The organism is Streptomyces sp. NPDC003077 (genome assembly GCF_040611095.1).
Lineage (GTDB): Bacteria > Actinomycetota > Actinomycetes > Streptomycetales > Streptomycetaceae > Streptomyces.
Map to the genome: position 1 here is coordinate 1 of NZ_JBEXNM010000045.1, position 24342 is coordinate 24342.

The 24342-nt window shown below is 73.2% G+C and carries 17 protein-coding genes; 6 read left to right on the forward strand and 11 right to left on the reverse strand.

From position 1 onward, the window contains the following. Positions 1-56 precede the first annotated feature (56 nt). The 3 genes from ABZX96_RS25700 to ABZX96_RS25710 form a co-directional block, all read right to left on the reverse strand. Positions 57-185: an ALQxL family class IV lanthipeptide gene (locus ABZX96_RS25700; protein ID WP_355548882.1), complete on the reverse strand. Its 129-nt coding sequence runs from the start codon at positions 183-185 to the stop codon at positions 57-59. Between the two features lie 91 nt (positions 186-276). Beyond that, positions 277-3789 carry a lanthionine synthetase LanC family protein gene (locus ABZX96_RS25705; RefSeq protein WP_355548885.1) on the reverse strand — a complete coding sequence of 1171 codons (3513 nt, stop codon included), beginning with the start codon at positions 3787-3789 and terminating at the stop codon, positions 277-279. 366 nt (positions 3790-4155) lie between these two features. Then, on the reverse strand, positions 4156-4611 hold the full coding sequence (locus tag ABZX96_RS25710; RefSeq protein ID WP_355548888.1) for a MarR family transcriptional regulator: 456 nt from the start codon (positions 4609-4611) through the stop codon (positions 4156-4158). Between the two features lie 198 nt (positions 4612-4809). Here ABZX96_RS25710 and ABZX96_RS25715 point away from each other — a divergent pair, with 198 nt between their 5' ends. Further along, positions 4810-6015 (forward strand): NAD(P)/FAD-dependent oxidoreductase, encoded by a 1206-nt coding sequence (locus tag ABZX96_RS25715; protein ID WP_355548891.1) that lies wholly within the window; start codon positions 4810-4812, stop codon positions 6013-6015. A 48-nt stretch (positions 6016-6063) separates the two neighbouring features. Here ABZX96_RS25715 and ABZX96_RS25720 read toward each other — a convergent pair whose 3' ends face one another. Beyond that, entirely contained in the window at positions 6064-8922 is a 2859-nt protein-coding gene (locus ABZX96_RS25720; protein ID WP_355548894.1) for an RING finger family 4 domain-containing protein, read from the reverse strand. Positions 8923-9886: 964 nt separating this feature from the next. Between ABZX96_RS25720 and ABZX96_RS25725 the strand changes: the two genes are divergently transcribed. After that, entirely contained in the window at positions 9887-10717 is an 831-nt protein-coding gene (locus ABZX96_RS25725) for a hypothetical protein (RefSeq protein ID WP_355548897.1), read from the forward strand. Positions 10718-10877: 160 nt separating this feature from the next. On the opposite strand, the gene ABZX96_RS25730 is transcribed toward ABZX96_RS25725, so the two are convergent. The 3 genes from ABZX96_RS25730 to ABZX96_RS25740 form a co-directional block, all read right to left on the reverse strand. Next, positions 10878-12062 (reverse strand): epoxide hydrolase family protein, encoded by a 1185-nt coding sequence (locus ABZX96_RS25730; RefSeq protein ID WP_355548900.1) that lies wholly within the window; start codon positions 12060-12062, stop codon positions 10878-10880. A gap of 98 nt (positions 12063-12160) precedes the next feature. After that, positions 12161-13669: an MFS transporter gene (locus ABZX96_RS25735; RefSeq protein ID WP_355548903.1), complete on the reverse strand. Its 1509-nt coding sequence runs from the start codon at positions 13667-13669 to the stop codon at positions 12161-12163. After that, positions 13669-14643, reverse strand: coding sequence for a nucleoside hydrolase (locus ABZX96_RS25740; RefSeq protein ID WP_355548906.1), 975 nt, complete (start codon positions 14641-14643; stop codon positions 13669-13671). The genes ABZX96_RS25735 and ABZX96_RS25740 overlap by 1 nt, the downstream gene beginning before the upstream one ends. Positions 14644-15713: 1070 nt before the next feature. On the opposite strand from ABZX96_RS25740, the gene ABZX96_RS25745 reads away from it, so the two are divergent. The 3 genes from ABZX96_RS25745 (at position 15714) to ABZX96_RS25755 (ending at position 17990) form a co-directional block, all read left to right on the forward strand. Beyond that, positions 15714-16484 (forward strand): GntR family transcriptional regulator, encoded by a 771-nt coding sequence (locus ABZX96_RS25745; RefSeq protein ID WP_355548909.1) that lies wholly within the window; start codon positions 15714-15716, stop codon positions 16482-16484. Between the two features lie 277 nt (positions 16485-16761). Then, positions 16762-17154 carry a hypothetical protein gene (locus tag ABZX96_RS25750; RefSeq protein WP_355548912.1) on the forward strand — a complete coding sequence of 131 codons (393 nt, stop codon included), beginning with the start codon at positions 16762-16764 and terminating at the stop codon, positions 17152-17154. A gap of 137 nt (positions 17155-17291) precedes the next feature. Further along, positions 17292-17990, forward strand: a complete 699-nt coding sequence (locus tag ABZX96_RS25755; protein ID WP_355548915.1) for a cytochrome P450 — start codon at positions 17292-17294, stop codon at positions 17988-17990. A 211-nt stretch (positions 17991-18201) separates the two neighbouring features. On the opposite strand, the gene ABZX96_RS25760 is transcribed toward ABZX96_RS25755, so the two are convergent. From ABZX96_RS25760 to ABZX96_RS25770, 3 genes are all read right to left on the reverse strand, one after another. After that, positions 18202-19191, reverse strand: coding sequence for an aldo/keto reductase (locus tag ABZX96_RS25760; RefSeq protein WP_355549021.1), 990 nt, complete (start codon positions 19189-19191; stop codon positions 18202-18204). Between the two features lie 79 nt (positions 19192-19270). Next, complete coding sequence (locus ABZX96_RS25765) at positions 19271-21295, reverse strand: tetratricopeptide repeat protein (RefSeq protein ID WP_355548918.1); 2025 nt, start codon at positions 21293-21295, stop codon at positions 19271-19273. Between the two features lie 2 nt (positions 21296-21297). Beyond that, the gene (locus ABZX96_RS25770; RefSeq protein WP_355548921.1) at positions 21298-21819 is read right to left on the reverse strand and encodes a hypothetical protein; all 522 of its coding nucleotides are present in this window, start codon (positions 21817-21819) and stop codon (positions 21298-21300) included. A gap of 198 nt (positions 21820-22017) precedes the next feature. Here ABZX96_RS25770 and ABZX96_RS25775 point away from each other — a divergent pair, with 198 nt between their 5' ends. Next, the gene (locus ABZX96_RS25775; RefSeq protein WP_355548924.1) at positions 22018-22416 is read left to right on the forward strand and encodes a PPOX class F420-dependent oxidoreductase; all 399 of its coding nucleotides are present in this window, start codon (positions 22018-22020) and stop codon (positions 22414-22416) included. A gap of 62 nt (positions 22417-22478) precedes the next feature. Here the strand turns inward: ABZX96_RS25775 and ABZX96_RS25780 are convergent, their stop codons facing one another. Further along, positions 22479-24161 carry an NAD-dependent malic enzyme gene (locus ABZX96_RS25780; RefSeq protein ID WP_355548927.1) on the reverse strand — a complete coding sequence of 561 codons (1683 nt, stop codon included), beginning with the start codon at positions 24159-24161 and terminating at the stop codon, positions 22479-22481. Between the last annotated feature and the right edge of the window lie 181 nt (positions 24162-24342).

Genomic DNA, 24342 nt, shown 5'->3' on the forward strand with positions numbered 1-24342 from the left:
GATGCCCGGGGCCCACTGGATCGTCGGCCCGTCAGACGGACCGGCCGATCGGCGGCTCAGCAGCCGCTGGTCCGCCAGCGGCAGGCGGTGATGAGCGCGGCGGCGTGCTCCTCGCCGCGCGCGTCCTCCGTACGGACCTCCTCGGGCAGGACCTGCAGGGCGTCGATGTCGATCTCGTGTTCCACGATGGCTTCTCCTTCTTGAGAGGGGTGAGAGGGACCGCGGTCCGCGAGCGGACCGCTTCCGGGGGCGTCGGCGAGCGGCGCCTCCGGAAGATCAGGGATTACCGGCCGGCCGCGCGAGGACAGCGGGTCGGTGCCGCGCCGGGGCCCGGCTTCCCGGGCCGGGCAGCGCTCGGGAACCGGCGGCGGCCACCGGCAGCCACGGGCGGCCACCGCCGTGCCGCAGCCGGAGCAGCAGCGAGAGGGTGCCGGCCAGCCCGGTGGCGTACTCGGCGAGGACGGTGGCGCGGTTCTCGTCCGGCAGGAGCAGCCGGCCGTCCCGCAGCACGGCTTGCACCGCGAGGTGGTCGACGAGCAGGTCCGCCCAGGCCCGGTAGCGGGGGTCGCCGGTGAGGTCGGCGGCGTCGAGCAGGAACTCGGCGTTCCCGGTGAGGCCGTGGCAGGTGGCGGTGGAATCGGCGGCCCGGCCCGCCACCACGGCGCGCGCGGCGCCCTCCACCAGACGCAGCAGTCCGGAGTCCGTGGCTCCGGTGGCGTGCCACAGGCGGACCAGGAAGGTGCCGACGCCGGAGGAACCGCTGCACCAGTGGCGGGCGAGGTTCTCGTCGTCGGACAGATGACGCGCGCGGTCCACCGGCCAGAGTGCGCCGGCCGGCCCCTTACGGGCGGCCGTCGCCAGCGTGTGGCCCGCGTCGACGGCCGCCGCGAGGCAACGTTCGTCCCCGGTGGCCTCGGCCGCGGCGAGCAGGAAGGTGCTGACGCCCGCGACGCCGTGCGCGAAACCGTAGTGCCAGGCCCCGGCGAGCGAGGAGTCGAAGTCCTCGGGCACCGGCCAGAAGACGCCCTCGGGCACCCGTTGGGCGGTGGCCAGCAGGCCGTCCGCGGCCTCGGCGGCCCGGTCCAGGAACCTCGGATCGCCGGTGGCGTGCCAGAAGTGCAGTTGCGTCAGTCCGGCACCCGCCGCGCCGTGGCAGACATCGGGGTTCGGCCAGCGCAGGGGCAGTTGGACGGCGAGGTCCTTCGCCCGTTGGGCGAGGCCGGCGTCGTCCAGCGCCCGGGCCGCGTCGAGCAGCGCCCATGCCGTGCCGGACCGCCCGAAGTGCAGGCCGGGGAGGTGCGAGGGCACCGCCTCCTGCCGGGCCACCGTCCACTCGGCCGCCGTCCGGAGACCGTCCCGCAGGATCTGTGCTTCCTCGGGGGACCACAGGGGGCGGGGCCGGTCCTCGTGGTCGTAGGCGTTGCCGTCTTCTTGGTCGTCGTTCCCGTGGACGTACGCGTTGTCGCCTTTGTGATTGTTGTCCCCGTGGTCGTACCCGTGGCCGTCTGGGTGATCGTCGTCTTCGTGGTGGGGGGCGTTCCGCTCGTTGTGCGCGGCGCTCGCCTCGCGTCGTGCGCCGTTTCCGTGGTCGTGCCGGTCGCGCCGGTCGTCCGGACGGGCCGTGCCGGAGTGGTCGGCGTCGAGTACGCCCAGGGCACGGGCCAGTACCGCCACCGGGCCGGCCGCGCCGTGCTGGACGGCCACCGGGTCGCAGGTTTCGCCGAAGTCGTCCGAGGGCCACAGCCGTTCGGCGCGCGGACGCATGGTGGCGAGCAGGTGGGCGACGCCGTCCCGCAGCAGTCGGTGACGAGTGGCGGTCGAGGCGCCGGTGACGGAGACCCGCGGACCGGGAGAGGGCGGAATCTGCGGCGCGGTGGTCCGTCGTCCGTCGCGCGCGTCGTCCGAGAGCGGGGGCTCCTGACCCGGCGCGCCGGATGACGGAATCTCCGTGCGCGGGACCTCACGGCCGACCACCACCCCGGACGCCGGAGCTGCCGCGACGTCCCTCCTACCCTCCGTCCGCGTCGACCGACCCAACCACCGCTCCACCCGCTCCAGGTCCCACCGCTCCCCCGGTTCGTCCCGCATCAGGCCGAGGACGAGTTCGGCGAACCGGTCCATCACCGGGTGGTCGCGCGCCAGTAGACGGACCAGTTCTCCGAGCCGTTGTTCGGTGGGCCGGGCCACCGGGCGGTCCGCGGCGAACAGCGGATCGGCGCCGGTCAGTGCGGGGAGCACGGTCGCGCCGAGCGCGTACAGATCGGCGGTCCGCGGCAGTGCGGGGGCCACTTGGGCGGTGGCCAGCAGTTCGGGCGCGGCGTAGCCGGGGGTGGCGCCGAGGACCCAGCGTTCGCCCTCCGGGGCGGCCATTTCCAGGTCGATCAGCAGGACCCGGCCGTCCGGGGTTACCATGACGTTGTTGGGGTTGAAGTCATGGAGCGTCAGTCCCAGGTCGTGCGCGGCGGTCACCAGACCGACCAGCCCTCGGGTCAACCGGTGCGCCGTCTCGTCATCGGGGCAGGCCACCCCGTCGCCTGCCAGGCGGTCGGCGACCGTACGACGCACGGTGGCCCCGGGGACCGACTCCGTCACCAGGAAGACGCTTCCCTGTTGGTCGAAGGTCTCGATCAGGCGCGGCACGAGGGGCGCCGCGGACGGCTCGCGGCCGAACCGTCCGAGCAGGGACGCCTCCCGGCGCAGCAGGTCCTGCACGTCCAGGCCCTCCAGCCCGGCGCCGACATGGGCTCTGGCCTGCTTGACGACCACCTGCTCACCGGTCGCGGTGTCCTCCGCCCGGAAGACGCCGCCCTTGTTGGAGTGCTGGATGGCACCGCGCACCCGATAGCGGCCGTTGAGAAGTACGGGTTTGGAGGCGCCGCCGCTCCGGACCGGGGCGGCCGTGCGCCCGGGGAACGGGTCCCCGGCCCAGGCCGGCGGGCTGAACCAGGCCTTGCGCTCGTCGGGGACGCTACGGCCGTCCGGATCGGTGAGGCGGGCGGCGAAGCAACCGTCGTTGGTGAGCTCGGGGACGGCCGCGAAGGCGCCGAAGCGGTAGAACACCTGGCTGTCCGGCAGGTAGCGCCGGTCGGAGAGCACCGCGGGGCCCGGCAAACCGCGGGTGGCCCGGTGCAGTTCCTCCGCGAGCAGCCGGAACGCCGCGTCGTCCGCGGGGTACACCGTGAGGAACTTGCCGCCGCCTCCCCGGGCGTACCGGCCCGAGACCAGTTCGGCGACCCGGCCCGGCGTGCCCGCGAACTTGAACGCGGCCCGATGGGCGACCAGCACCTCGGCGGCCCTGGCCAGGGTCAGCGGGGCCGACAGCGGTGTGGCGGAGACGTGCAGCTTCCACCCCTGGGCCCGCCGCACGACCCCGCCCGGGGGCCGGACGTGGCACCAGAACTCCCCCGGTTCGACCGTCCAGCCACCGGATGCCGGCCGCGCCGGTGACGGGTGCCCGGAGGACGGGTCAGGGGTGAGAGCGTCCTGTGGGAGCACGGACGACGGGTCCGGTTCGGCCGTGTGCGTCGGCCGACCGGTCTCGGCGCGGGCGATGGCGGCCCTGACGATGTCGGGCAGCAGCGCCAGGTCCGCCCGCTGTTCACCAGGCGAGCGGGCGGGTGACCGGCCCTGTTCCGGCCGGGCAGCCGACGCCTCGGGGCCGGTTCCGGCGGCGGATGGCCTCGGCCCCGTCGCGGTGCCGGAGACGTTCGTCTCCGGTGCGGTGCCTGACGGGTTCGGTCCCGTCGTAGCGGCCGACTCGCTCGTCCCGGCTTCGGTGGCGGACCTCACGGCAGCAGGCCTCCGACCGGAACGGTACGGACCGCATCCCCCTGCGACGTCGCAAGCGTGGAGTTCCACCGCGGCCGGCCTCGGGCACCTCCGAGCCGGGCGGAACAGGTGGCGGGCACCATGGCGAAGACCCCCTGGGACGAGTGGGACCGGGACGTGATCAACCCTGCGCCCCGGCCCTGACGTCCGGCTGACGTTTCGCCGATGTGCGCGCCGAGGACGTCAGCACATACCTCCAGTGACGTGCACAGCGAACGCGCGTCAGTGCGCACGGACGACTCACCGTCAGACGCCGCGCACGGACGACTCACCGTCCGTACGCGGCGTCGCCTCAGAGAGGCTGAGGCTTCCTCTCCGGAGCCCGCGTCAGTGGCCGAGGTTCCGCGTCGCCTCGCTCTGCCGGCCGGCGGCTTCCCTCATGAAGCCGGCGACGACGGCGAGCTGATCGTCCGTGTAGTCCGCGCACAGTTCCCGCAGCGAGGCGACGAAGTCGTCGAAGTCGGGGGCGACGGAAGCGGCCCAGCGTTCGTCGAACTCGACCAGTACCTTCCGCCCGTCGGCCGGGTGCCGGATCCGCCGGGCCGCTCCCTTGTCCTCCAGGCGGCCGATCAGGGCGGTCACGGACGCGGGCGTCAGCCCGGTGTGCCGCGCCAGCTCCCCGGCGGTCAGCGGGCCGAGGCGCTGGAGCAGGTCCAGCGCCTTGGTCTCGGTCGCGCTCAGCCCGTGCCGGGCGGCGAGCGCCGTGTGGAAGAGCACGGCGGCGGTGCTCAGCTCCCTTCCCGCCATCAGCACTCGGTCGATCAGTTCCTCGCGTTTTGCCACGGCGGCAGTCTACCCGTACTCTTTAGTTAGATCGAACTAAATAACTCATGGTCAATGTTCCGCCTCACGCCGCGACGGCGTGGCGGACCCGCGTCAACGCACCGCATCCGCGCACCACGCCACCAACGGGTCGCGCTTCCGCGGCCCTCACCCAACCGATCGTCACTGACCCGGAACCCACGGCATGGGGGCTACATCGTGAAAGCACTGATCATCGGAGGCGGCATCGCGGGCCCGGCCGCGGCCATGGCCCTGCGGCGGGCCGGCATCGACGCGACGGTTTACGAAGCACGCCCGAGCGGAGCCGAGGGCGCCGGCGTCTTCCTCACCCTCGGTTCCAACGGCATCGACGCCCTGCGTGCCATAGGCGCCGACACCGAGGTGGTTTCCGCCGGTTTCCCGACGCCCGAGATCGTCGTCTACAGCGGTACGGGCAAACGGCTCGGCGTCACCCGCGTCAGCGGCACCGCCGGGTCCGGACCGGTCAGCCACACCCTCCAACGCGCCGGCCTCTATGGCGCGCTGCGCGACGAGGCCCGTCGCCGCGGCGTTCCCTTCGTACACGGCAAGCGGCTCACCGCCGCCGAGGAGACCCCCGATGAGGTGCGCGCCCTCTTCGCCGACGGCAGCGAGGCCACCGGTGACCTGCTCATCGGCTGCGACGGCATCCACTCCGCGGTGCGCCGCCTCATCGATCCCACCGCCCCCGCGCCCGCGTACGCCGGACTGCTCGGCCTCGGCGGCTACACCCGCGGCGTTCCCGTGGACGTGGAGCCGGGCAGCTACCACATGATCTTCGGCAAACGCGGTTTCTTCGGGTACGCGCTCGCTCCGGGGGGCGACGTGTGGTGGTTCGCGAACGTGCCGCGTCCGGACGAGCCCGCACGCCATGAGACGGAGGCGATCGGTGCCGAGGAATGGCGTGCACGGCTGGTGCGGATGTTCGCGGACGACGCCGGGCCGGCCGCGCGGCTGGTGCGGGCGAGTCAGGAGATCCTGCCCGCCGGCCCCCTGCACACCGTGCCGCGCCTCCCCCTGTGGCACCGCCACCGGATGATCGTCATCGGGGACGCCGCGCACGCTCCCTCCCCGAGTTCCGGGCAGGGCGCTTCGCTCTCCCTTGAGGACGCCGTCGAACTGGCCAAATGCCTGCGCGACCGGCCCGGGATCGAGGAGGCGTTCAGCGCCTATGAGGCGCTGCGCCGCCCGCGTGTCGAGCGCATCGTCCGGCAGGCGGCCCGGATCAACAACAGCAAGGCCGCCGGGCCGGTCGGCCGGGTGGTCCGGGACGCGCTGATGCCGCTCGTCCTCAAGCTGACCGCCGACGGCAAGCAACTGCGGCGGACGTACGACCACCGCACGGACTGGGACGCGCCGGCCCCGGCCGCCACCCCGGCGCGCTGAGACCAAGGTGCGCCCCTTCGGATGGCCGCCGCACGGCTGGGCCAAGGATCACCCCTTGCTCCCGGCCTCCGTCTCACCGAGCGAGGTCACGAGGTCGGACGCGGTGAGGAGGCGGACGGCGCCCGCGTCCAGACCGGCCGGGTGCAGGGCGAAGACCTCGCTGCCCTCCGGGAGGGCGAGGTCGCCGCGCAGCAGGCAGGCGAACTCCGCCCGCGCGGCCTGCGCCTCGGGGACGTCGTCGGTGGCCGGGGTGCCGATCCGGGCGGCGAACGCCGCCACGTCCTCGACATCGCCGCGCCGGTAGGAACCGCACGTGCCGTCGTGGTGCCGTACGAGGACGGTCCGCGCGCGGGCCGCGGCCTGCCAGGTGGCCAGCTCGCCGAGGCCGATCCGCGCTCCGGACGCGAACAGCCCCGTCAGGCCCTCCCCGAGGATGGCCAGACTGTCGGCGTGCCGGTGGACCGCGTGGTGGGTGCCCGTGACGCCCTGGGCGATGTCGAGCCACCGCATGGTGCGGTCCGCCACGTCGACGATCAGCGGGACACCGGCGCGGGCCCGGCCCGTCAGGTCGAACCGCTGCTCCACCTGGCGCGGGTCGAAGACCGGCCCGGTGCCGCCGGGCTCGTCACGGGCCATCAGGCCGGCGAACCCCTCGGCGAGGTCCTCGAACGCCACATTGTTGAACGAGAAGACGACCGCGACCACGTAGCGGACGCCGGCGGCGGCCAGCTTCTCCAGATCGAGGTCGATGAACTCGCTGGCACCCTGCGGGGGCGGCGCGCTCGTCAGGTCGCCCGAGTGCACCGCAGCGTCTTGAGAGAAGCGCAGGCTGGTGTAGTCACAGGTCCCGATGTGCTTCCAGTCGGCGCTGAACAGCGCCGCGGACAGGTCCAGGTCGGTGCGGCCGGACATCTCGCTCTCCATCCAGTGGAGGAAGAGCCTCAGCGTCCGCCCGGCGGGCACCGGCAGCTCACTGCCGCGCGGCAGCGTGACGAGGGCACGCGACGCGGTCCGCTCCGCGAACGGCGCCATCACGCCCTCCAGGGCGGCGTCTACCACCGCGACGTCGACCGCTCCCAACGCGCCCGCCCGCCGCAGCACTTCCCCGTGCAGGATCGCCACCGCCCGCTCGACCACGGCGGCCGGCAGCGGCGCGCGGTCGTCCGGGATGATGTGGGCCTTCGCATTGCCGCCCTTGGGGAAGAAGACGCGTTCACGGCGCGTGCGGGAACGCGTACGGATCTCCCCCAGCGCTGACAGCAGCACGGCGGGAGCCACCCGGCGAACGGCCTTCTCCAGCACGGTCAGCACAAGGTCGCCGGTGCCCGGGGCCGTGGAGCCGCCGTTTGCGCCGGTAGCGCCTTCGTCCGGAGCCGTAGGGCCGCCGTCCGCGCCCGTAGAGCGTGCGTGCGGGCCCGTAGAGCGTGCGTCCTCGCTCGTAGAGCTTTCGTCCACGGACAGACTCAGCAGGTGGTTCAGTCGGCGGAGCAGCTCGCCCGGGCGCCGGGCGAGGAGGCTGACGGCGGCGGACACGTCCCCGGCCGCGAGCGCCGTCTCGACCCGGGACGGCCAGCTCGGGAGGGAGACCTTCGCGCCCGGAGAGTCCGCCGACGCGTTCTCCTTCTCGTCCGGCGAGGTGGCTATGGCGGCGGGCCCGGCCTCCCCCGGCAAGGTCCTTACGTCGTCCGAGGGCGACGCGGATCGCACGTTCCGCGCGGTGGCGCGCAGGCGCGCGGACAGGCCGTCCTCGGTGAGGCGGAACTCGCGCAGCGCCGCGAACGCCAGGGCCGCCCGCGGGTAGCGCGCCGCGTGCTCGAAGGGGTGCAGGCGTTCGGCGGCGTGCTTCCACGCCTTCGGGTGGCGGCGCAGGTCTTCCGCCATCGAGGTGGGGTCGAGGCCGTCCAGGACCGCCAGGAGCGCGCGGCGCAGGGGACGCGGCACCGCGGTGAACCGCGGCACGGTGACAAGCCCCGCGTCACCGCCCGAGCGCACTACAAGCAGGCGCAGCACATCGGTCGCGGTGTTGATCAAGGAGGTGGCCGCCGGGAGCGTTACGGGGTACGCGGTCGGGTCGGCGAGCAGCCAGGCCAGGAGTCGGGCCTTGGTTTCGCGGCCCGGGACCGTGTCGGGCAGCCAGGAGAGATCGGCCCGGTCGCGGTCGGCGAGGAAGGTGTGGAGGTCGTCGGCGTCCTGAGGGCTGAGGGCGCTGGTGCGGGCGAGCAAGGTGGTCAGTTCCCGTCCCGCGTCGGCGGTGCGGGCGGCGAGATCACCGCCGTACGCCAGGACCCGCAGCCGGTCCGGGAGGGCGCGCTGCCCGCTCGCCGCGTGGCGCGGACGCCGGGGGCGCAGGAAGGGGTCGTCGGCGTCGATGCGGCGGTGGCAGATCGGGCACGCGGAGAAGTCCGAGCCGTCGAAACACGTGCGGCATACCAGGTGCGCGCACGGCGAGACCGGATGCACGGTGCCCTGGGTGCCGCACAGGACGCACGGCTGCGTCGGGTGCTGGAACAGGATGGTCAGCAGGCGGTCGACGTAGAAGGCGAACGTGTCGGCCGGGGTGGAATCCGGGAAACGGCGGAAGAGCGGGGTGTGATCGCGATCCGCGCCGAGGGCCCGGTCGAGGTCCGCCAGCAGGGCGTGTCCTTCGGCGGTCAGGGTCGGGACGTCCAGCCCGGTGAACGCCTGGCGCAGGGCGGCCGACATCAGGTAACCGCGGTCCAGGAGGTCGGCCTCCAGCAGGGCGACGCCGGCGGTCGCGTCCACGGCCGGTCCGGCGCCGCGAGCGGAGGCAGAGGCGGAGGTGGAGGTGGAAGCGGGCAAGTAGACGGCACCCCGGCGGCTCAGCAGCACGGCGGCCAGGCCGCGGCGGCTGCCGGTGGTGCTGATCGTGACGGTCGTGTTCGTCATTCCCGTTCCTCCCCCTTGCCCGACGTGACCGCCGGGAACGACACGGCACCGGCCGGTACGGCCGTGGCCACGCGAATATCTCGGACGTCGAGCGGAATGTGTACGTCCTTTTCTTCCCCTCCCCCCTTCGGACGGGGCTTCTGCCTTCGTCCGGAACGAGGGAGCGTTGCCGTCTCCACGAGCGGAGAAGGAATGGCCGTACGTGTCGGCCGTTCGACGTCACCGAAACTACCAAGGTGGTGATCTTCCGCGCATCCGCATTGTCCGACAGCCGGTTCACGGCGGGGTCGGTGTGCGGATGCGCAGGATTGGCGGTGTGGTCGCGCTGTACCGGTGGACGTGAATCGGTACGGGAATGCGCTTGCCGCATCGCAGCTCGTGGGAGGCGTGCCAAGCCATGCCGCGGTGCAGTCGGTGCCTGACGTACCGTGATATGCCCGCAGCCGCGGAAATCCCCTACGGAATGACGCGTGTTCATAGGCAGGCGATTCGCGCTTTCGTCTCACCGCGCCGGTCTTCCGGACGTGAGGTGCGGGGCGGGAAGTGAACGCGCTCGGATTCTTTGGAGGAAAAGACGAGAGAAGGAAGCACGCTTCGGAGCCGCCCCGCGTGGAAAACAGTAGCAGGACGAGTAGCCCGCGCACATCGGGATTATGGCCGAGGCGCCAGGAGGCGCCGGAGACTTCCGTGCCGGAAAGGCATCGGTGCTCTGCGGGGGTGGAAACCCGGCCATGCGCTGATACCGGTGACGGCGCGCGCTCCAGCCGGCTCGGCGCCCACATCACCAGCCCCCGTGCCCGGTCCCCAACTCGGTTGTCAGTGCCCACTGTCATGCTGGGGACCGGTGTTGCTCCTCGTCCGATCACGGTGCTCGGATCCCGTCGTCGAGTCTCGCCGCCGATGTTCGCCGCCGGGACTCGTTGCCGGGTCTCGCGGTCCGTTCTCGCTATGGAGGGGGCCCGATATGGGACGACGCCAGGACCTTGCCGACGCGCTGGACGCCGAGATGACGGAGCGGCTGCTGCCGGACACCGCCGTGGCGGCGCTGGCGCGTTGGGTCGCTGAGGACGGGCTGCCCTACGTGTCCGGCACCGGCGGCCACGCCGTCGGATACGTGCCGGCGCGCTGGGCGGACGTGCGTCCGTGGCCGGTTCGGTTCGGTGGGCGATCGGGGACGGACGCCGTGCCGGTGAGCCGGGCCGATGTCGTCGCGGCGGTACGGGACGCGGCCGGCCGGGGGGCGTGGGACGAGGCCCTGGTCGCGTCGTACGTATGGGGCCAGGGCCGGATCGGCTACGGCCCGTACCGCTTGCGCGAGGTCCTGGCCCAGGAGGGGGTCGTCACCACCTTGTCCCGGGCCGCCGAAGCGCTGGAGGACCGGGGCCCGGTCGCGGCGTACGGCACCCTGCACCGCGCGGTGCCGTATTTGGGCCCCGCGTTCTTCACGAAGTTCCTCTATTTCGCCGGCCTCGCCGCGCCGACGTCGTCCGGGCCCCGCGCGTTGATCCTGGACCAGCGAATAGCCCGGGTCCTGCGCGCCCACGCCACCCGTGTCGGGCTGGCCGCCGGTATGGAACACGCCGCCGGGACGGCAGCGTGGATCTGGTCCGACGGAGGGTGGACGCCCCACCGCTACGGGAGGTATCTGGACTGGATGTCCGCCGTGGACTCGCAGCTCGCCCGGTCGCCCCTCCTGAAGTGGCCCGATTCCGCCACGGATCTGCTGGAACTGGCCCTCTTCAGCAACGCTTGGGATCCGGACGGGGAGGAGGATCAGGATTCGGGCGAGGCGTGAGGGAGCAGGCACGGCTGGAGAGTCCGAGCGACCGTCGGAATCCCGCGGCCTCCGCGGGAAGGGATCACCTCCGCGGGAAGGGAACACCTCCTCCGGCGTGCTCGTCCCGCGTCGGTTCTCACCTTCGGTTCTTCCCCCTCGGTTCCTCACCTCCGGTGGCTCACCGCAGTTTCCGGAAGAAGGCGCGGATGTCGCCGGTCAGCAGGTCCGGGGCCTCCATCGCGGCGAAGTGGCCGCCGCGGTCGAAGGTGGACCAGTGGACGACGTGGTGCTGCTTCTCCGCCAGCGCCCGGTCCGTGAGAGATCCGGGGAACAGCGCGCAGCCGGTGGGCACGTTCGACTTCTCCGGCTGGGCGCCCCAGGTCTGGGATTCCTTGTAGAGGCGGATGGAGGACGCGAAAGTGCCGGTCAGCCAGTAGAGGGTGACGTTGGTGAGCAGGGCGTCCCGGTCCACCGCGTCCTCGGGCAGATCCTTGGACGGGTTGCTCCACTGCCGGAACTGGTCGACGATCCACGCCAGGAGACCGGCGGGCGAGTCGTGCAGGCCGAACGCCAGGGTCTGCGGCCGGGTGGACTGGATCGCCGCGTAGCCGAAGCGTTCGTCACCCCAGTCGTCGGTCTCACCACTCCACTCCTGCTCGCCGCCCGACTCCTGCTCCTTGCCCCACTCCTGCTCGCTGCCCCACTGCTGCTCGCCGCCTTCCCCGTCCGGCAGGGTGATGGGGTCGTTCATGTGCACGCCGACGACGTGGTCGGTCGCGATCCGGGCGAGTCGGGCCGCGACGAAGGAACCGGCGTCGCCGCCCTGGGCTCCGTAGCGTTCGTAACCCAGTCGTGCCATCAGCTCGGCCACCACCTCCGCGTACCGGTCGGTGCTGCCGTCACCGGCCTTGCGGGTCGGCCCGGAGAAGGTGAAGCCCGGGAGCGAGGGGATGACCAGGTGGAACGCGTCGGCGGGGTCCGCCCCGTGGGCGCGCGGGTCCGTCAGTGGTCCGATCACGTCCAGGAACTCCACGAACGACACCGGCCAGCCGTGGCCCATCACCAGCGGCAGCGCGTCCGGTTCCGGCGAGCGGACGTGCAGGAAGTGCAGCGGCTGTCCCTGGATCTCGGTGGTGAACTGCGGGATCGCGTTCAGCGCGGCTTCCTGGGCCCGCCAGTCGTAGCCCGTCCGCCAGTACGCGGCGAGTTCCTTGAGGTAGGCGACCGGCACGCCGTAGTCCCAGCCCACGCCCGGCAGTTCGTCGGGCCAGTGGGTGGCGGCCAGCCGCGCGTTCAGGTCGTCGAGCTGGGCCTGCGGAATGTCGATACGGAAGGGGTGGACGGTGCGCTCTGTATGCGTCATGGGAGTCACGTTAGGAAGGGCAGAGGACAGGTTGTGTCCTCTGCCGGCCGCCCCGCCGTACCAACGCCGGACGCGTGGCACGGCGGGGCGGCCCCGGGCTACGCCCGGCCCGGCTCTCCCTCCGCCCGGGACTCGTCAGCGGCGACCCGGGATCCGTCGGGAGCCGCCCGGGATTCGTCAGCAGCCGGTGCCTTGTCCGCGGGAGCCTCGGGCCTGCCGCCGGTCGCCCGGGGCTCGTTGGCGGCGATCAGCAGGGAGGCGACGAGCGCCAGGAGGCTGATGCCGACGGCGAGCCACAGGGCGTTGCGGTAACCGGTCAGGGTTCCGGAGCCGACGAGCGGTCCGGCCAGGGCGATGCCCACGGACGCGCCGATGCCGAAACAGGAGCCGTTGAGGCCGGGCAGGGCCCCGGGGCTCTCCTTGGGCGACTGGATGACCCCGAGTCCGTTCAGGGTGGTCAGGGCCAGGCCGTTGTAGCAGACACCCATGCCGCAGACGGCCGCGAGCATCACCCACCGGTTCTGCGGGAAGCAGGCCGCCACGGCGAGGACCGCCGCGCACAGCAGGAGCCCGGCCCGCAGCGGCAGCAGCCAGCCCCGGCGGGAGGCGAGCCGGCCGGTGAGCGGGGCGGCGAGGAGGCCGATGGCCGCCGGCGGGGTGAGGAACAGCAGGGAGGACAGGGTGGCGCTCATGCCGTACCCCGTGTGCCGGTCCTGGCTGAGCAGGACGATCGTGAAGTTGAGCGCGGCGAAGACGCCGGTCAGCGTCAGGACGGTGGTGGTGATCAGCGGCCACACCTGACGGGTCCGCAGGTGTTCCACGGCGATCAGCGGGTGGGCCCGGCGCTTCTCGGCCTGCCGGAAGCACAGCAGGAGCAGCAGTCCCCCGGCGAGCAGCGCGAGCGGGCGGACGTCCGACCAGCCGTGCGCGGATCCCTGGCTGAGGGCGAGGTTGACGCACACCAGCGCCGCCGACAGGAACGCCGCGCCCCGCCAGTCCATGCGCCCGGTGGTCCGGGCGGGCGCCTCCGGGAGGACGCGCGCCGTCGAGACCATGGCGGCGACGGCGACGACCACGATGGCGACGAAGATCCAGCGGAAGCCGAGGTGGTCGGAGAGGAGGCCGCCGACGAGCCCGTCGACGCCGCCGACCCCGCCGTTGATGGCCGTGATCAGCCCCAGGGCCGTACCGAACCGCGCCGGGGGCATCGTCTCCCGCAGCAGCACGTACGTCAGGGGGAAGGTCGCTCCGGCGGCCCCTTGCAGGATCCGTCCGGCGATCAGCAGCGGCACGCCCGGGGTGACGGCTGCCAGGACGGCGCCCGCGCACAGGAGCGCCAGGGTGCCCAGGAGGACCCGCCGTCTGCCGAGGTGGTCGCTCAGCCGGGCCAAAACCACGCCCGCGACGCCGTTGACCAGGAAGAACAGGTCCTGGGACCGGGCCACCTCCGCGACCGGGGCGGACAGCGACGTGGCGATGTCCGGCAGGGCGGGCGTCACCATGCTGCTCGCGAGCTGGAAGGCGACGACGGCGAGCACCAGTGTGGCGAGGATCCGGCCCGTGGCCACCGGAGTGGCGGGCGGCGCGCCGAGGCGGGGACCGGCCATCACCGTGCTCCGTCTCTGCGGCACAGGCGCTCCACGAGCCGGGCCGGGAAGGTGCCGTCGGTCTCCAGGACGACCCTGGCGTTCGCGTCGGGGTGCGGTGGGTAGCCGAGGTGGATGCCGCGGGTGTCGGCGATCAGGGCGCCGCGCGCCGGGCCGTCCCCGGTCTCCACGGTGACGTGCAGCTCCGGGGCGAGGAGCGGGGTCACCTCGCCGGCCGCGATGGCGGCGGCGAGCGGATCGTGGCAGGCCGAGCCGCGCGCGGGGAAGGCCACCTTGGCGTGGAAGGCGAAGTACAGGTCCAGGATCTCCCCCGCGAACCGGGCCACCGGGGATCCGTCCGCCAGCAGTTCCTGGCGCAGCTCCTCCGTGAGGCGCTCGCGCATCGTGACGTCCAGCGGCACGATGGTCAGGTCCCGCCAGCCCGCGGCCAGCACGCGGTGCGCCGCTTCGGGGTCGTTCCCGATGTTGGCCTCCGCGACCGGGGTGATGTTGCCCGGGTGGTGCACGGCGCCGCCCATGACGGTCAGCGTGCGGACCATGGCGGGCAGTTCGGGCTCGCGTTCCAGGGCGAGGGCCAGGTTGGTCAGCGGGGCCGTGGCCACGATCGCGAGCTCGCCGGCCGCCTCCCGGGCCGTCGCGATGATGAGGTCCGCCGCGTCGGGGGCGGCGATCGGGGCGGTCGGCTCCGGCAGCCGAACGTTGCCCAGGCCGTTGTCGCCGTGCACGTGGGTGGCGTACTCGGGTATGTCCCCGCGCAGCGTCGTGTCGGCGCCCTGGGCCACGGGGATGTCGGTCCGGCCGTCGAGTTCCAGGACCTGGAGGGCGTTCCGGGCGGCCTGCGCGGCGTCGGTGTTGCCGGCCACGGTGGTGACCGCGCGCAGGTCGACGCCGGGCGTCCGCAGGAGGTAGAGCAGGGCGAGGGCGTCGTCCACGCCGGTGTCGCAGTCCATGAGCAGGGGCTGTCGCGGGGACACGTGGATCTCCTTGGGGTTGGGTTGGGGTGGGGCGGCGGAGGGTGGGGGGTGGCGGTGTCGCGGTCGGCACTCGGGGGCACGGGGACGGTGTGCTTACGGGGGCGTCGGCGGACGGATTCGGGGTGGTTGTCTGACCACTCGGGGAGGCGGGTAGCGGGGCGCCCGAAGGGGCTCGGGGAGGCGCGCACCGGGCGTACGGGGCGGGGGTGGCGGCAAGTGCCGGACGAGGGGCGGGCTCGGGTCCGACCCGGGTGCCTGGCGGTCGGAAGATCCGGCGATCCCAGCGCGCCTGCGGACGTGGTGATGCACGGCGCAGGGCGACGGCCCGGCGGGCCGCGTCAGGTTGATCGCAGGGTGGTCACCGTGCGTCGGGGGCGCCACGTCAGCCCGACAGCAGACGCTCGGCGCATCAAGGACCACAGCCCGCACCCCTGCGTCCGGGAAAGACCCGGCGCGGCGCGAGCCCCGAAATCGGGAGGTGAAGCCTACGGAGACTGATCGCCGAGGAGGCCGGACCAAGGCCGATCTCCCGCTCACTCCGGGCGGAGACCCCCGCCCTTCGTGCGCGGCGCACGCCCACCCCGCCCAAGGGACACCGTTAACCGAGCCCCGCAGACGTATCCGCTCACGGGTACGCGGCGGTCCACACAACCGGCCCGGCGGCAGCCCGTACGACTCGGCCCACGACCGCGCGTACGCCCTGACCGACGACCGTCCGTGCAACCCGACCGACGACCGTCCACACGACTCGGCCCATGACAGAACGGGCGCCCGAGGACGGCCCCGTCCAGGGTGACCGACAGGTGAGCGGACCGGGGTCCGCGGGACCGGCGGTCCGCGGCGGCGTCTGTCATCTTGCGGCGCCTTTCCGATGGGATGCGGGGAACACAAGAGCCCCCGCCGACGAACAGTTGTAAGACAACTGGATGGCGATTGGTGGGAGGCTAGATCCCGCCACCATGGGAAGGCAAGACCCCGAGCTGTTTGACCAGAGGTTCCCGGGCCGCGCATCCTCTACGGGGCCGACCGTCCGGGCGCGCCCATACGTCAGACAACAGCAGGTGAAGCCCATGAAGAGTCCGCGTACGGCACGCCGCCGCACCCCCCGCGTCGAGCTGTACGAGCGGATCGTCGCCGCGATCCACGACGGGACCTTCCCCCCGGGTTCGGACCTGCCGTCCGAGCCGGCGCTGGCCGCCCGTATGGGCGTGAGCCGCCCCGCCCTGCGCGAGGTCCTGATCCTGTTGCAGGAGGACGGGGTGATCACCCGCAAGCACGGGGTCGGCAGCCGGGTGAACCAGCACCTGCCCCCGCGCGGACTCGAACGGCTCCTCCCCGTCGAGGCGCTGCTGGACGAGGGCAACATCACCTGCCGCCGGCTGGCCGCGGAGCACGACGAGGCCACCGACTTCTCCGGTCACCACCTGCGGCTGTCGTCCATGAGCCGGACCTGGTTCTGGGAGACGCTCATCGAGGTCGACGGCGTCCCGGCCTGCTTCGCCCACGAATGGGCCGCCGAGGACTCCGCGCTCACGGCCCTCGACCCGGCCTGCGCCGAGGCGATCGCCCATCAGGCCGCGGCGGACCCGTCGACGGGCGAGCCCGTGGTGACCATGCTCGCCGCGCTCCTGGCCGCGGCCGGCGACCATACGCTCACCGGGAAGAGCACCCTCGGCGCCACCATCCTCGGCCGGGAGCGCGGCAAGGCCATGAACAGGCCCCCGGAGACACCCGCGATCCTGATCACCCAGGTCGTCTCGGCCGAGAGCCGGCCCGTCCTCGCCGCCAAGTACCTGCTGCCGGCCGGCGCCCCGTTCCTGCGGATCGTGCAGCGCCGGTGACGCGGGGCAACGGGAGCCGCTCGGCACGCCGTTGAGGCGGATGGGCCCACCGGCGCGCCCGTGCGCGGGGCGGTGAGTGAACCAGGCATCGCCACCGGCGGCCCAGCCGGTCCACGCACCGATGGGCGGCCCGGCCGCCGACAACCGGCCCCGTTCGGCTCGTTGACCGCCCAGGCCGGTAGCCGTACGGACCTCCGCCGGAAATCGGCCGTGGCGGCCCGGCAATGCGAGACTCGGTCACGCGTCACCCCGTCCGTTGTCCGTACGCACTTCAGGGATGCCCATCACACCCATGACCTCCCCCACCACGTCCTCAGCGCTCCCCCAGCCCTTCGATGACGCGTTCGCCGCCGACCCGTACGCCACGTGGGCCCGGCTGCGGGCCGAAGCGCCCGCCCACCACGTCGGGCTCCCCGACGGTTCCTCGGCGTGGCTGATCACTCGTGAGGCCGACGTACGCGCCGCGTTCACCGATCCGCGACTGTCCGTCAGCAAGAACCACGCCAAAAGCGGTTACCAGGGCTTCTCCCTGCCGCCGGCGCTGGACGCCAATCTCCTGAACCTCGACCCGCCGGACCACCTGCGGCTGCGCCGGCTGGTCTCCAAGGCGTTCACGCCCCGCCGCGTCGAGGACCTGCGGAGCCACGTCAGACGGCCACCGGTCACCTGATCGACCGCCTGGCGGACGCGAGCGGGCCCGTCGATCTCGTCGCCCACTTCTCGAACCCCCTGCCGCTGACCGTCATCGGTGACCTCTTCGAGGTCCCGGAGGCGGACCGGACGCGCTTCTCCGGCTGGATCACCACCATGCTCGCGCCGGAAAGCGGCGCCCAACTCCGCGAGGCCGTCCAGAACATCCACCGCTTCTTCGTCGAACTCGTCGCCGCCCGGCGTGCCGCGCCCGGCCCCGACCTGCTCACCGCTCTGATCGCCGCCCGCGACGAGGAGGACCGGCTCAGCGAGGACGAACTCGTCTCCCTGGCCTTCCTCATCCTCCTGGCGGGCAGCGAGAACACCCAGCACCTGATCAGCGGCGGCCTGTACACGCTGCTGCGGCACCCGGAGCAGCTCGCCGCCCTGCGCGACGACCCGGCCCTGATGCCCAACGCCATCGAGGAGATCCTGCGGTACGCGCTCCCCAACCAGACGGCCATCCGCCGCTTCCCCACCACGCACCTCGACATCGACGGCGTGCGCATCCCGGCCGGTGACACCGTGCTGCTCGGCCTGGCCTCCGCCCACCGCGACCCGGACCGCTACCCCGAGCCGGACCGCTTCGACATACGCCGCGCCGACCCGTCCCACCTCGCCCTCGGCCACGGCATGCACTACTGCCTGGGCGCCCCGCTCGCCCGCATGCAGATCGACCTCGCCCTGACCACCCTGATCCGGCGTTTCCCCGGGCTCGGCCTGGCCGTCCCCGAGACCGAACTCCCCTGGCGCACCACCTTCCGCTCGCACGCCCTGAAGCGGCTGCCGGTGCTGGTCGGCCCGCCGGCTGCGTGAGCCGTCGGCTTGCCTGTCACGGATACCAAGGAGGTGGTGGCCCTGTCCCAAAACTTCTGGGACAGGGCCACCGTCGCCTCCCGTCCGTCGGGCACCGAGCGAAACCGCCCGCTTCCCTACCGGCGACCGGCCTCTCGGCTCGGCCCGCGCGGCCACGGATGCCCGTTCGCGCACCCCGGCCGGGCCCCGTCCCCCCGCGGCCTCGCCGCCGTCACCAGGCGAACGCCTCCGGCGCCGGCCCCGGTCCCGGGAAGAGTTCTTCCAGGGACGCGATCAGTTCCGGGTCCAGGTCGAGTTCCAGCGCCCGCAGCGCACCCGTCAGTTGCTCCGGCGTGCGGGGGCCGATGATCGGGCCGGTCACCTCGGGGCGGGTGAGGAGCCAGGCAAGGGCGACCTCGGCGGGGGCCAGGCCGTGGCGGTCGAGCAGGTCCTCGTACTCCTGGACGCGGGCGCGGACGGAGGCGTCGGCGAGCGCCTCCGGCACGCGGCCGGTCGCGCGGCGGGCGGCGCCGGACCGCCCCTTGAGCACGCCGCCGAGCAGACCGCCGTGCAGCGGCGACCAGGGAATGATGCCGAGGCCGTACGCCTGCGCGGCGGGGATGACCTCCATCTCGGCGCGGCGCTCGGCGAGGTTGTAGAGGCACTGTTCGGAGACGAGCCCGAGCAGGCCGCGGCGGCCGGCCGCCTCGTTGGCCTGAGCGATGGTGTAGCCGGGGAAGTTGGAGGATCCGGCGTACAGGATCTTTCCCTGCTGGATCAGGACGTCGATCGCCTGCCAGATCTCCTCGAACGGCGTGCGGCGGTCGATGTGGTGGAACTGGTAGAGGTCTATGTGGTCGGTCTGGAGGCGCTTGAGCGACGCCTCGGCGGAGCGGCGGATGTTGAGCGCCGACAACCGGTCGTGGTTGGGCCAGGGCCGCTCGGCGGCTTCCATGTGCCCGTACGCCTTGGTCGCGAGGACGACCTTGTCCCGGCGGCTCGCGTCCTTGGCGAACCAGTTGCCGATGATCTCCTCGGTCCGGCCCTTGGCGGCGCCCCACCCGTAGACGTTGGCGGTGTCGAAGAAGTTGACGCCGGCGTCCAGTGCGGCGTCCATGATGGCGTGGGAGGTCGGTTCGTCCGTGTGCGGGCCGAAGTTCATCGTTCCGAGGACGAGGCGGCTGACGGTGAGTCCTGAGCGTCCGAGCTGCGTGTAATCCATCATGAGGCAGGAGCCAACGCCCTTGGGGCGGCGGAGGCAAGACCGCCGTGCCTTCCGCCGCCGGTGGCCGTCGGACATGTCAGGGATCGCCCGGCGGGTCCGTGTCCTCCCTGTCGCGCAGCAGCCGTTCGAGGTTGCGTGCGGCGCCGGTGAGGCCGGCGTCGACGGCCCGGCGGTACGCCCGTTCCGCCTCGCGGGTCCGGCCCGCACGTTCCAGCAGGACGCCCAGGTTCAGGGCGGCGCCGCGGTCACCGGCCCCGGCGGCCTTGCGGTACCACTCCTCCGCCTCCTTGACGTGCCCGGCCTGTTCCAGCCGCACGCCGAAGGCGAAGGCGGCGCCCGGGTGCCCCGCCTCGGCGGCGCGGCGGAACGTCTCCCGCGCCTCCGCCGGCCGTCGGAGCCGGGTGAGCAGCATGCCCAGGCTGAACGCGGCGCCGGGGTCGCCGGCGTCGGCGGCCCGGCGGAACATGTCCTCCGCCTCGGCCGTGCGCCCGGCCCGGTTCAGCAGCACGCCCAGGTTGAAGGCGGCGTCGGTGTCACCGGCCTCGGCGAGGGGACGCAGCGCGCCCTCCGTGACGTCCGGCGCGGTGGGGTAGGCGTTGACGCCGATGGCGAAGCGTTCGGCGTCGTCGGACGCGTGGGCCAGGGCGGCCTGCCACACCGGTGGCGGGATGGGCGTGTGGGTGTGGTCGGTGAGGTATTCGAAGACCCGCCACACGGTGGGGTCGTCGGTGGGCAGCAGCATGCTGGTGATGCCGAAGCGCACGCGGGTGGCCCAGGCCAGGGCCTCGTCGAAGGGTTCCGGCCGCAGCAGGGGCCCGGCGGCCCGCAGCCGCTGCCGGTGCACCGCGTCGAGCAGCTTCAGGGAGAAGCAGCGCAGACCGGTGCGCGCCAGGTCCACGGCGGCGGCGACCAGGGCGGCGCCGCGCGGGTGCCCGCCGCCGCCTTCGGCGTTCTTCCAGTCGCGCCACAGCGCGGGCCCCGCGGCCAGGTATTCGGGGATGCCGTAGGAGGCGTGGTGGGCGAGGGCCGCGGTGATCCGGTCGTCCTGGCACCGGCCCGCCCGCTCCAGTTCGGTCGCGGTCCACAGGCGGTCGACGAGGAGGGGTTCGGTCTGGTTGAGCACGCGGGCCCCGAGGACGGCGGTCTGCCGGGCCAGCCGGTCGGCGGCCTCGTCCCGTTCGTGCGGGCTGAAGGTCTCGTACTGCCGGCCCTGCATGGTGGCCAGCACCGGCACCCGCAGCCGGACGAGGTGGGTCAGCAGCGCCGGCTCCAGCCCCTCGGGCCCCAGGAACGTCTCCAGGTCGTCCAGCCAGACGACGCAGCACACCCCCGTGCGTTCGATGACCTCCGCGGCGGTCCTCAGGTCGGGGCCGCCGGCCGGGGCAAGCACCCGGTGCCGGCCCAGGACGGTGCGCAGCGCCTCGAAGGCGGCGCGGGTCTTGCCCGTGGTCGCGCCGCCCACCAGCAGGACGAGTCCGCCGCACCGGGCCGCCGACGCCAGCCGCCGGCGCAGCGAGGTGTCCAGGTCGCGGCATACGTAGCGGGGTACGGCGTTCCCGTCCGCGCCGGGCCGGGCCCGGTGCGCGCCCGCGGCCAGCGCGTCCCACTCCGCGGCGAGCGGCCACCGCAGCGGGTCCCGGAGGTAGTCGGGCACCCGGTCGCCGGCCAGTGTGAAGGTGATCGGTCCGTCGAACCGGCCGCCCTGGACGACGATGCCGTGTCCGCCGCCGGTCATGGTGTTGCGCACGGCGTCCGGGGCGTGGGCGGCGGATTCACGGGCGGTTCCGCGTGTGCCGCCCGGATCGCGTGTGCCGCCCGGATCGCGTAGGTCCTCCGCGCCCTGTGCGGCCCCGGGGCGGCGCACGTCCTCCGTGTCGTATGCGTTCTCCGCGCCGTACGCGTCCTCCGTGTCGTACGCGTTCCCCGTACCATCATCGTCCGCGTTCCCCGGACCGCCCGCGTTCTCGGCGGCGTGCACGCTCTCCGCGTTCCCCGCGCCGCGTACGTGCTCAAGACCGTGTGCGTCCGCCGTGTCCCAGAGTTCTCCGAGGTCGTACCGTCCCCCTGCACCGGGGGGACGCCTGCCGGGCCGGGCGGCCACGGTTACTCCTCGGGCTCCGGTGGCCGGCGGCCGGGCGCGGGGGGCGGGGTGGTGCCGAAGTGCATCGGCCCGTGGAAGTCCCGGCCCTGCACCACGGCTCCGTGACTGCCGCCCGTGACGTCGCTGTGCACGTCGCCCTCGCCGGTGCGCAGCAGCCGGGCGGCATCGCGCTGCCAGGAGGCCAGGTCGCGGGCGAACTCCGGGTCCGCGGCGGCACGTTCCGTCAGCACGCGGGCCAACTGCCGGGCACGTTCCCGGTCGTCCGGGTCGCGGGCCAGCGCGGTCAGCTCCGCCTCGCCCGTCCGCGCCTCCGGCTCGCCCGTCCGCACCTCCGGCTCGTCGGCCTCGCCGTGACCGCCCGGTTCCGGTTCGTTGCCGGTCCGGTCGTCCCCGCCGGTCCGCTCCCGGCCGCGGAAGGGGCGCCGGACGAGTGCCGTCAGCGTCTCCCAGGCCTGCCGTCCCACCGCCCCGCCCGCTCCGCCGACGAGCGCCGGCAGCAACGCGGTCAGCACCGGATCCACCATGATCCACCCCCGATGGTGTGTTCCGCCTTGTTCCTCACGGTAGACCCGCACCCATGGGCGGGGAACGCGGAACCGTGCCTTACGGCGGCCGGCGCAAGGCGACGGGGCGGCTTTGAGAGGAGCGGGCGGGAAGGCGGCGGCGCTCGTCCGCGTTCGTCTGGTGTGGCACACGTTCACCACCGGACGAGAGGAGAAGGCATGTCCGTCGTATTCGACGAGGAGACACGCAGGCTGCTGGACGGGAAGAGCTTCGCCACCGTCGCGACCCTGAATCAGGACGGCGGTCCGCAGACCTCGGTGGTCTGGGTCGGCCTGGACGGGGACGGCACCCTCGTCTTCTCCACCACGGCCACGCGCCAGAAGGCCCGGAACCTGGCCCGGGACCCCCGGCTGAGCCTGACGGTCTTCGACCCCGCGGACCCGTACCGCACGGTGGAGATCCGGGGCACCGCCGAACTGGTCGACGACCCCGAGAAGACGCTGCCGCAGACCCTGGCGCACAAGTACCTGGGCGGCGACTACCCGGCGGAGCCGGAGGAGGTGCGCCGGCTGATCGTCCGGGTCACGCCGCTGAAGGTCGTCCCCTTCTCGGTCTGAGCGCCGCGCCCGGGCCGGGCACCGACCAGTGCACCACCCGGTTCCCCGCCCGGGCGCCCGCATCAGCCTCCCGCGTCCCCGTCCCCGTCCCCGTCCCCGTCCGCGTCGGGCGGCGGCCCGTACTCCGGCTGCCACATGGCGTCCTGGACGGCCTGGACCGGGTCGTCGGGCGTGGTCGCGGCCACGCCGTCCGCGACGGCCGCCCGCACCACCGCCACGGCGACGGTCGCCGACGACGCACGCAGGTTCTCGACCGGCGGCAGCAGCGGCGCGCCGGGGGTGCCCGTCTCGACCTGTCCGGCGACCGCCTCGGCCGCGGCCAGCAGCATGCCCGTGGTCATACGCTCGGCGCGGGCCACGAGGGCGCCCAGGCCCAGCCCGGGGTAGACCAGCGCGTTGTTGGCCTGGCCGATGACGTGGCGGACGCCGCCGGTCTCGACCGGTTCGACGGGGATGCCGGTGGCGGTCAGGGCCTTGCCGTCGGTCCAGGCCAGGAGGTCGGCGGGCATGGCCTCGATCTTCTCCGTGGGGTTGGAGAGGGGGAAGACGATCGGCCGGTCGACGTGCGCGGCCATCTCGGTCACCACCTGCCGGGTGAAGGCGCCGCGGACGGTCGAGGTGCCGACGAGGAGGGTGGGGTGCACGTTCCGGACGGTGGTCAGGAGGTCGATCGGGCCCGAGGCCCAGTCCCCGACCTCGGACGACGGCCGGGCGTAGCCGCGCTGGTAGTCCCGCAGGTCGTCCATGTCGTCCCGCAGCAGCCCGTTCTTGTCGATCAGCCAGAGGCGGCGGGTCGCCTCGTCCGCGTCCAGTCCGTCCCGGACCATCGCGCCGCGCAGCTGGTCGGCGATGCCGACGCCGGCGGTCCCGGCCCCGAAGATCACCACGCGCTGGTCGCGGAACGCGGTCCCCGCGGCCTTCAGGGCGGACATCGCCGCCGCGAGGGTGATGGTCCCGGTGCCCTGCATGTCGTCGTTGAACATCCGGTAGCGGTCGCCGTAGCGCTCCAGCAGGCGCCGGGCGTTGCCGGGGCCGAAGTCCTCGAAGTGCAGCAGGGCGTGCGGGTACAGGGAGGCGACCGTCTCCAGGTAGGCGGCGACGAACTCCTCGTACCGCCGTCCGCGCGCCCGGCTGTGCCGCACGCCGAGGTACAGGGGGTCGTTCAGCAGGCTCTCGTTGTCCGTCCCCACGTCGAGGACCACCGGCAGGCAGCGTCCCGGGGGGATTCCCGCGGCGGCGGTGTAGACCGCGAGCTTGCCCACCGAGATCCGGATGCCGTGCACGCCCCAGTCCCCGATGCCCAGGATCTGCTCGGCGTCGCTGACGACCACGAGGTCCACCTCGTCGGCGGAGAGCCGCAGCGCCTCGAAGGAGCGCCGGATGTCCTGCGGGCGGTCGATGGACAGGAACACGCCGCGCGGGCGGCGGTACTCGTGGCTGTACCTCTTGATCGCCTCGCCCACCGTGGGGTCGTAGACGATGGGCAGCAGTTCGACCAGGTGTTCGGTGAGAAGTCGGTAGTACAGGACCTCGTTGCGGTCATGCAGTTGCTCCAGATAGATGTGCGCGGCCAGGTCGCCGGGCTGCCGGTGCAATTGTTCGTAGGCGCGGCGGGCCTGCCGGTCCAGCGTGAGCACCGCGTCGGGCAGCCGTCCGACGAGGCCGAGGCGGTCGCGTTCCGCGGCGGTGAAAGCGGTCCCGCGGTTGGTCAGCGGATCGCTCATGATCCGCGGCAGTCCGCCCATGTGCCCGCACCTCGCGTCATAAGTCCGTTCTGCGATCAGTTTGGTGCCGGGGGTGGTGGGGCGCATGTGGCGGATGGGCTGAATGTGGAGGGTGGTGGGCGCGGGGTGTGCGGCCGGTGGCCTCCGGGGGCCGTCGGCGGTCCGCTCGTCCTGGCCTGCCCAGCGCCGCCTGCCTGCCCGC

Coding starts and splice junctions, on each gene's coding strand:
- ABZX96_RS25720 (WP_355548894.1), bottom strand. CDS start 8,922: ATGACGAACACGACCGTCACGATCAGCACCACCGGCAGCCGCCGCGGC.
- ABZX96_RS25725 (WP_355548897.1), top strand. CDS start 9,887: ATGGGACGACGCCAGGACCTTGCCGACGCGCTGGACGCCGAGATGACG.
- ABZX96_RS25730 (WP_355548900.1), bottom strand. CDS start 12,062: ATGACGCATACAGAGCGCACCGTCCACCCCTTCCGTATCGACATTCCG.
- ABZX96_RS25735 (WP_355548903.1), bottom strand. CDS start 13,669: ATGGCCGGTCCCCGCCTCGGCGCGCCGCCCGCCACTCCGGTGGCCACG.
- ABZX96_RS25745 (WP_355548909.1), top strand. CDS start 15,714: ATGAAGAGTCCGCGTACGGCACGCCGCCGCACCCCCCGCGTCGAGCTG.
- ABZX96_RS25750 (WP_355548912.1), top strand. CDS start 16,762: ATGCCCATCACACCCATGACCTCCCCCACCACGTCCTCAGCGCTCCCC.
- ABZX96_RS25755 (WP_355548915.1), top strand. CDS start 17,292: ATGCTCGCGCCGGAAAGCGGCGCCCAACTCCGCGAGGCCGTCCAGAAC.
- ABZX96_RS25760 (WP_355549021.1), bottom strand. CDS start 19,191: ATGGATTACACGCAGCTCGGACGCTCAGGACTCACCGTCAGCCGCCTC.
- ABZX96_RS25770 (WP_355548921.1), bottom strand. CDS start 21,819: ATGGTGGATCCGGTGCTGACCGCGTTGCTGCCGGCGCTCGTCGGCGGA.
- ABZX96_RS25775 (WP_355548924.1), top strand. CDS start 22,018: ATGTCCGTCGTATTCGACGAGGAGACACGCAGGCTGCTGGACGGGAAG.
- ABZX96_RS25780 (WP_355548927.1), bottom strand. CDS start 24,161: ATGGGCGGACTGCCGCGGATCATGAGCGATCCGCTGACCAACCGCGGG.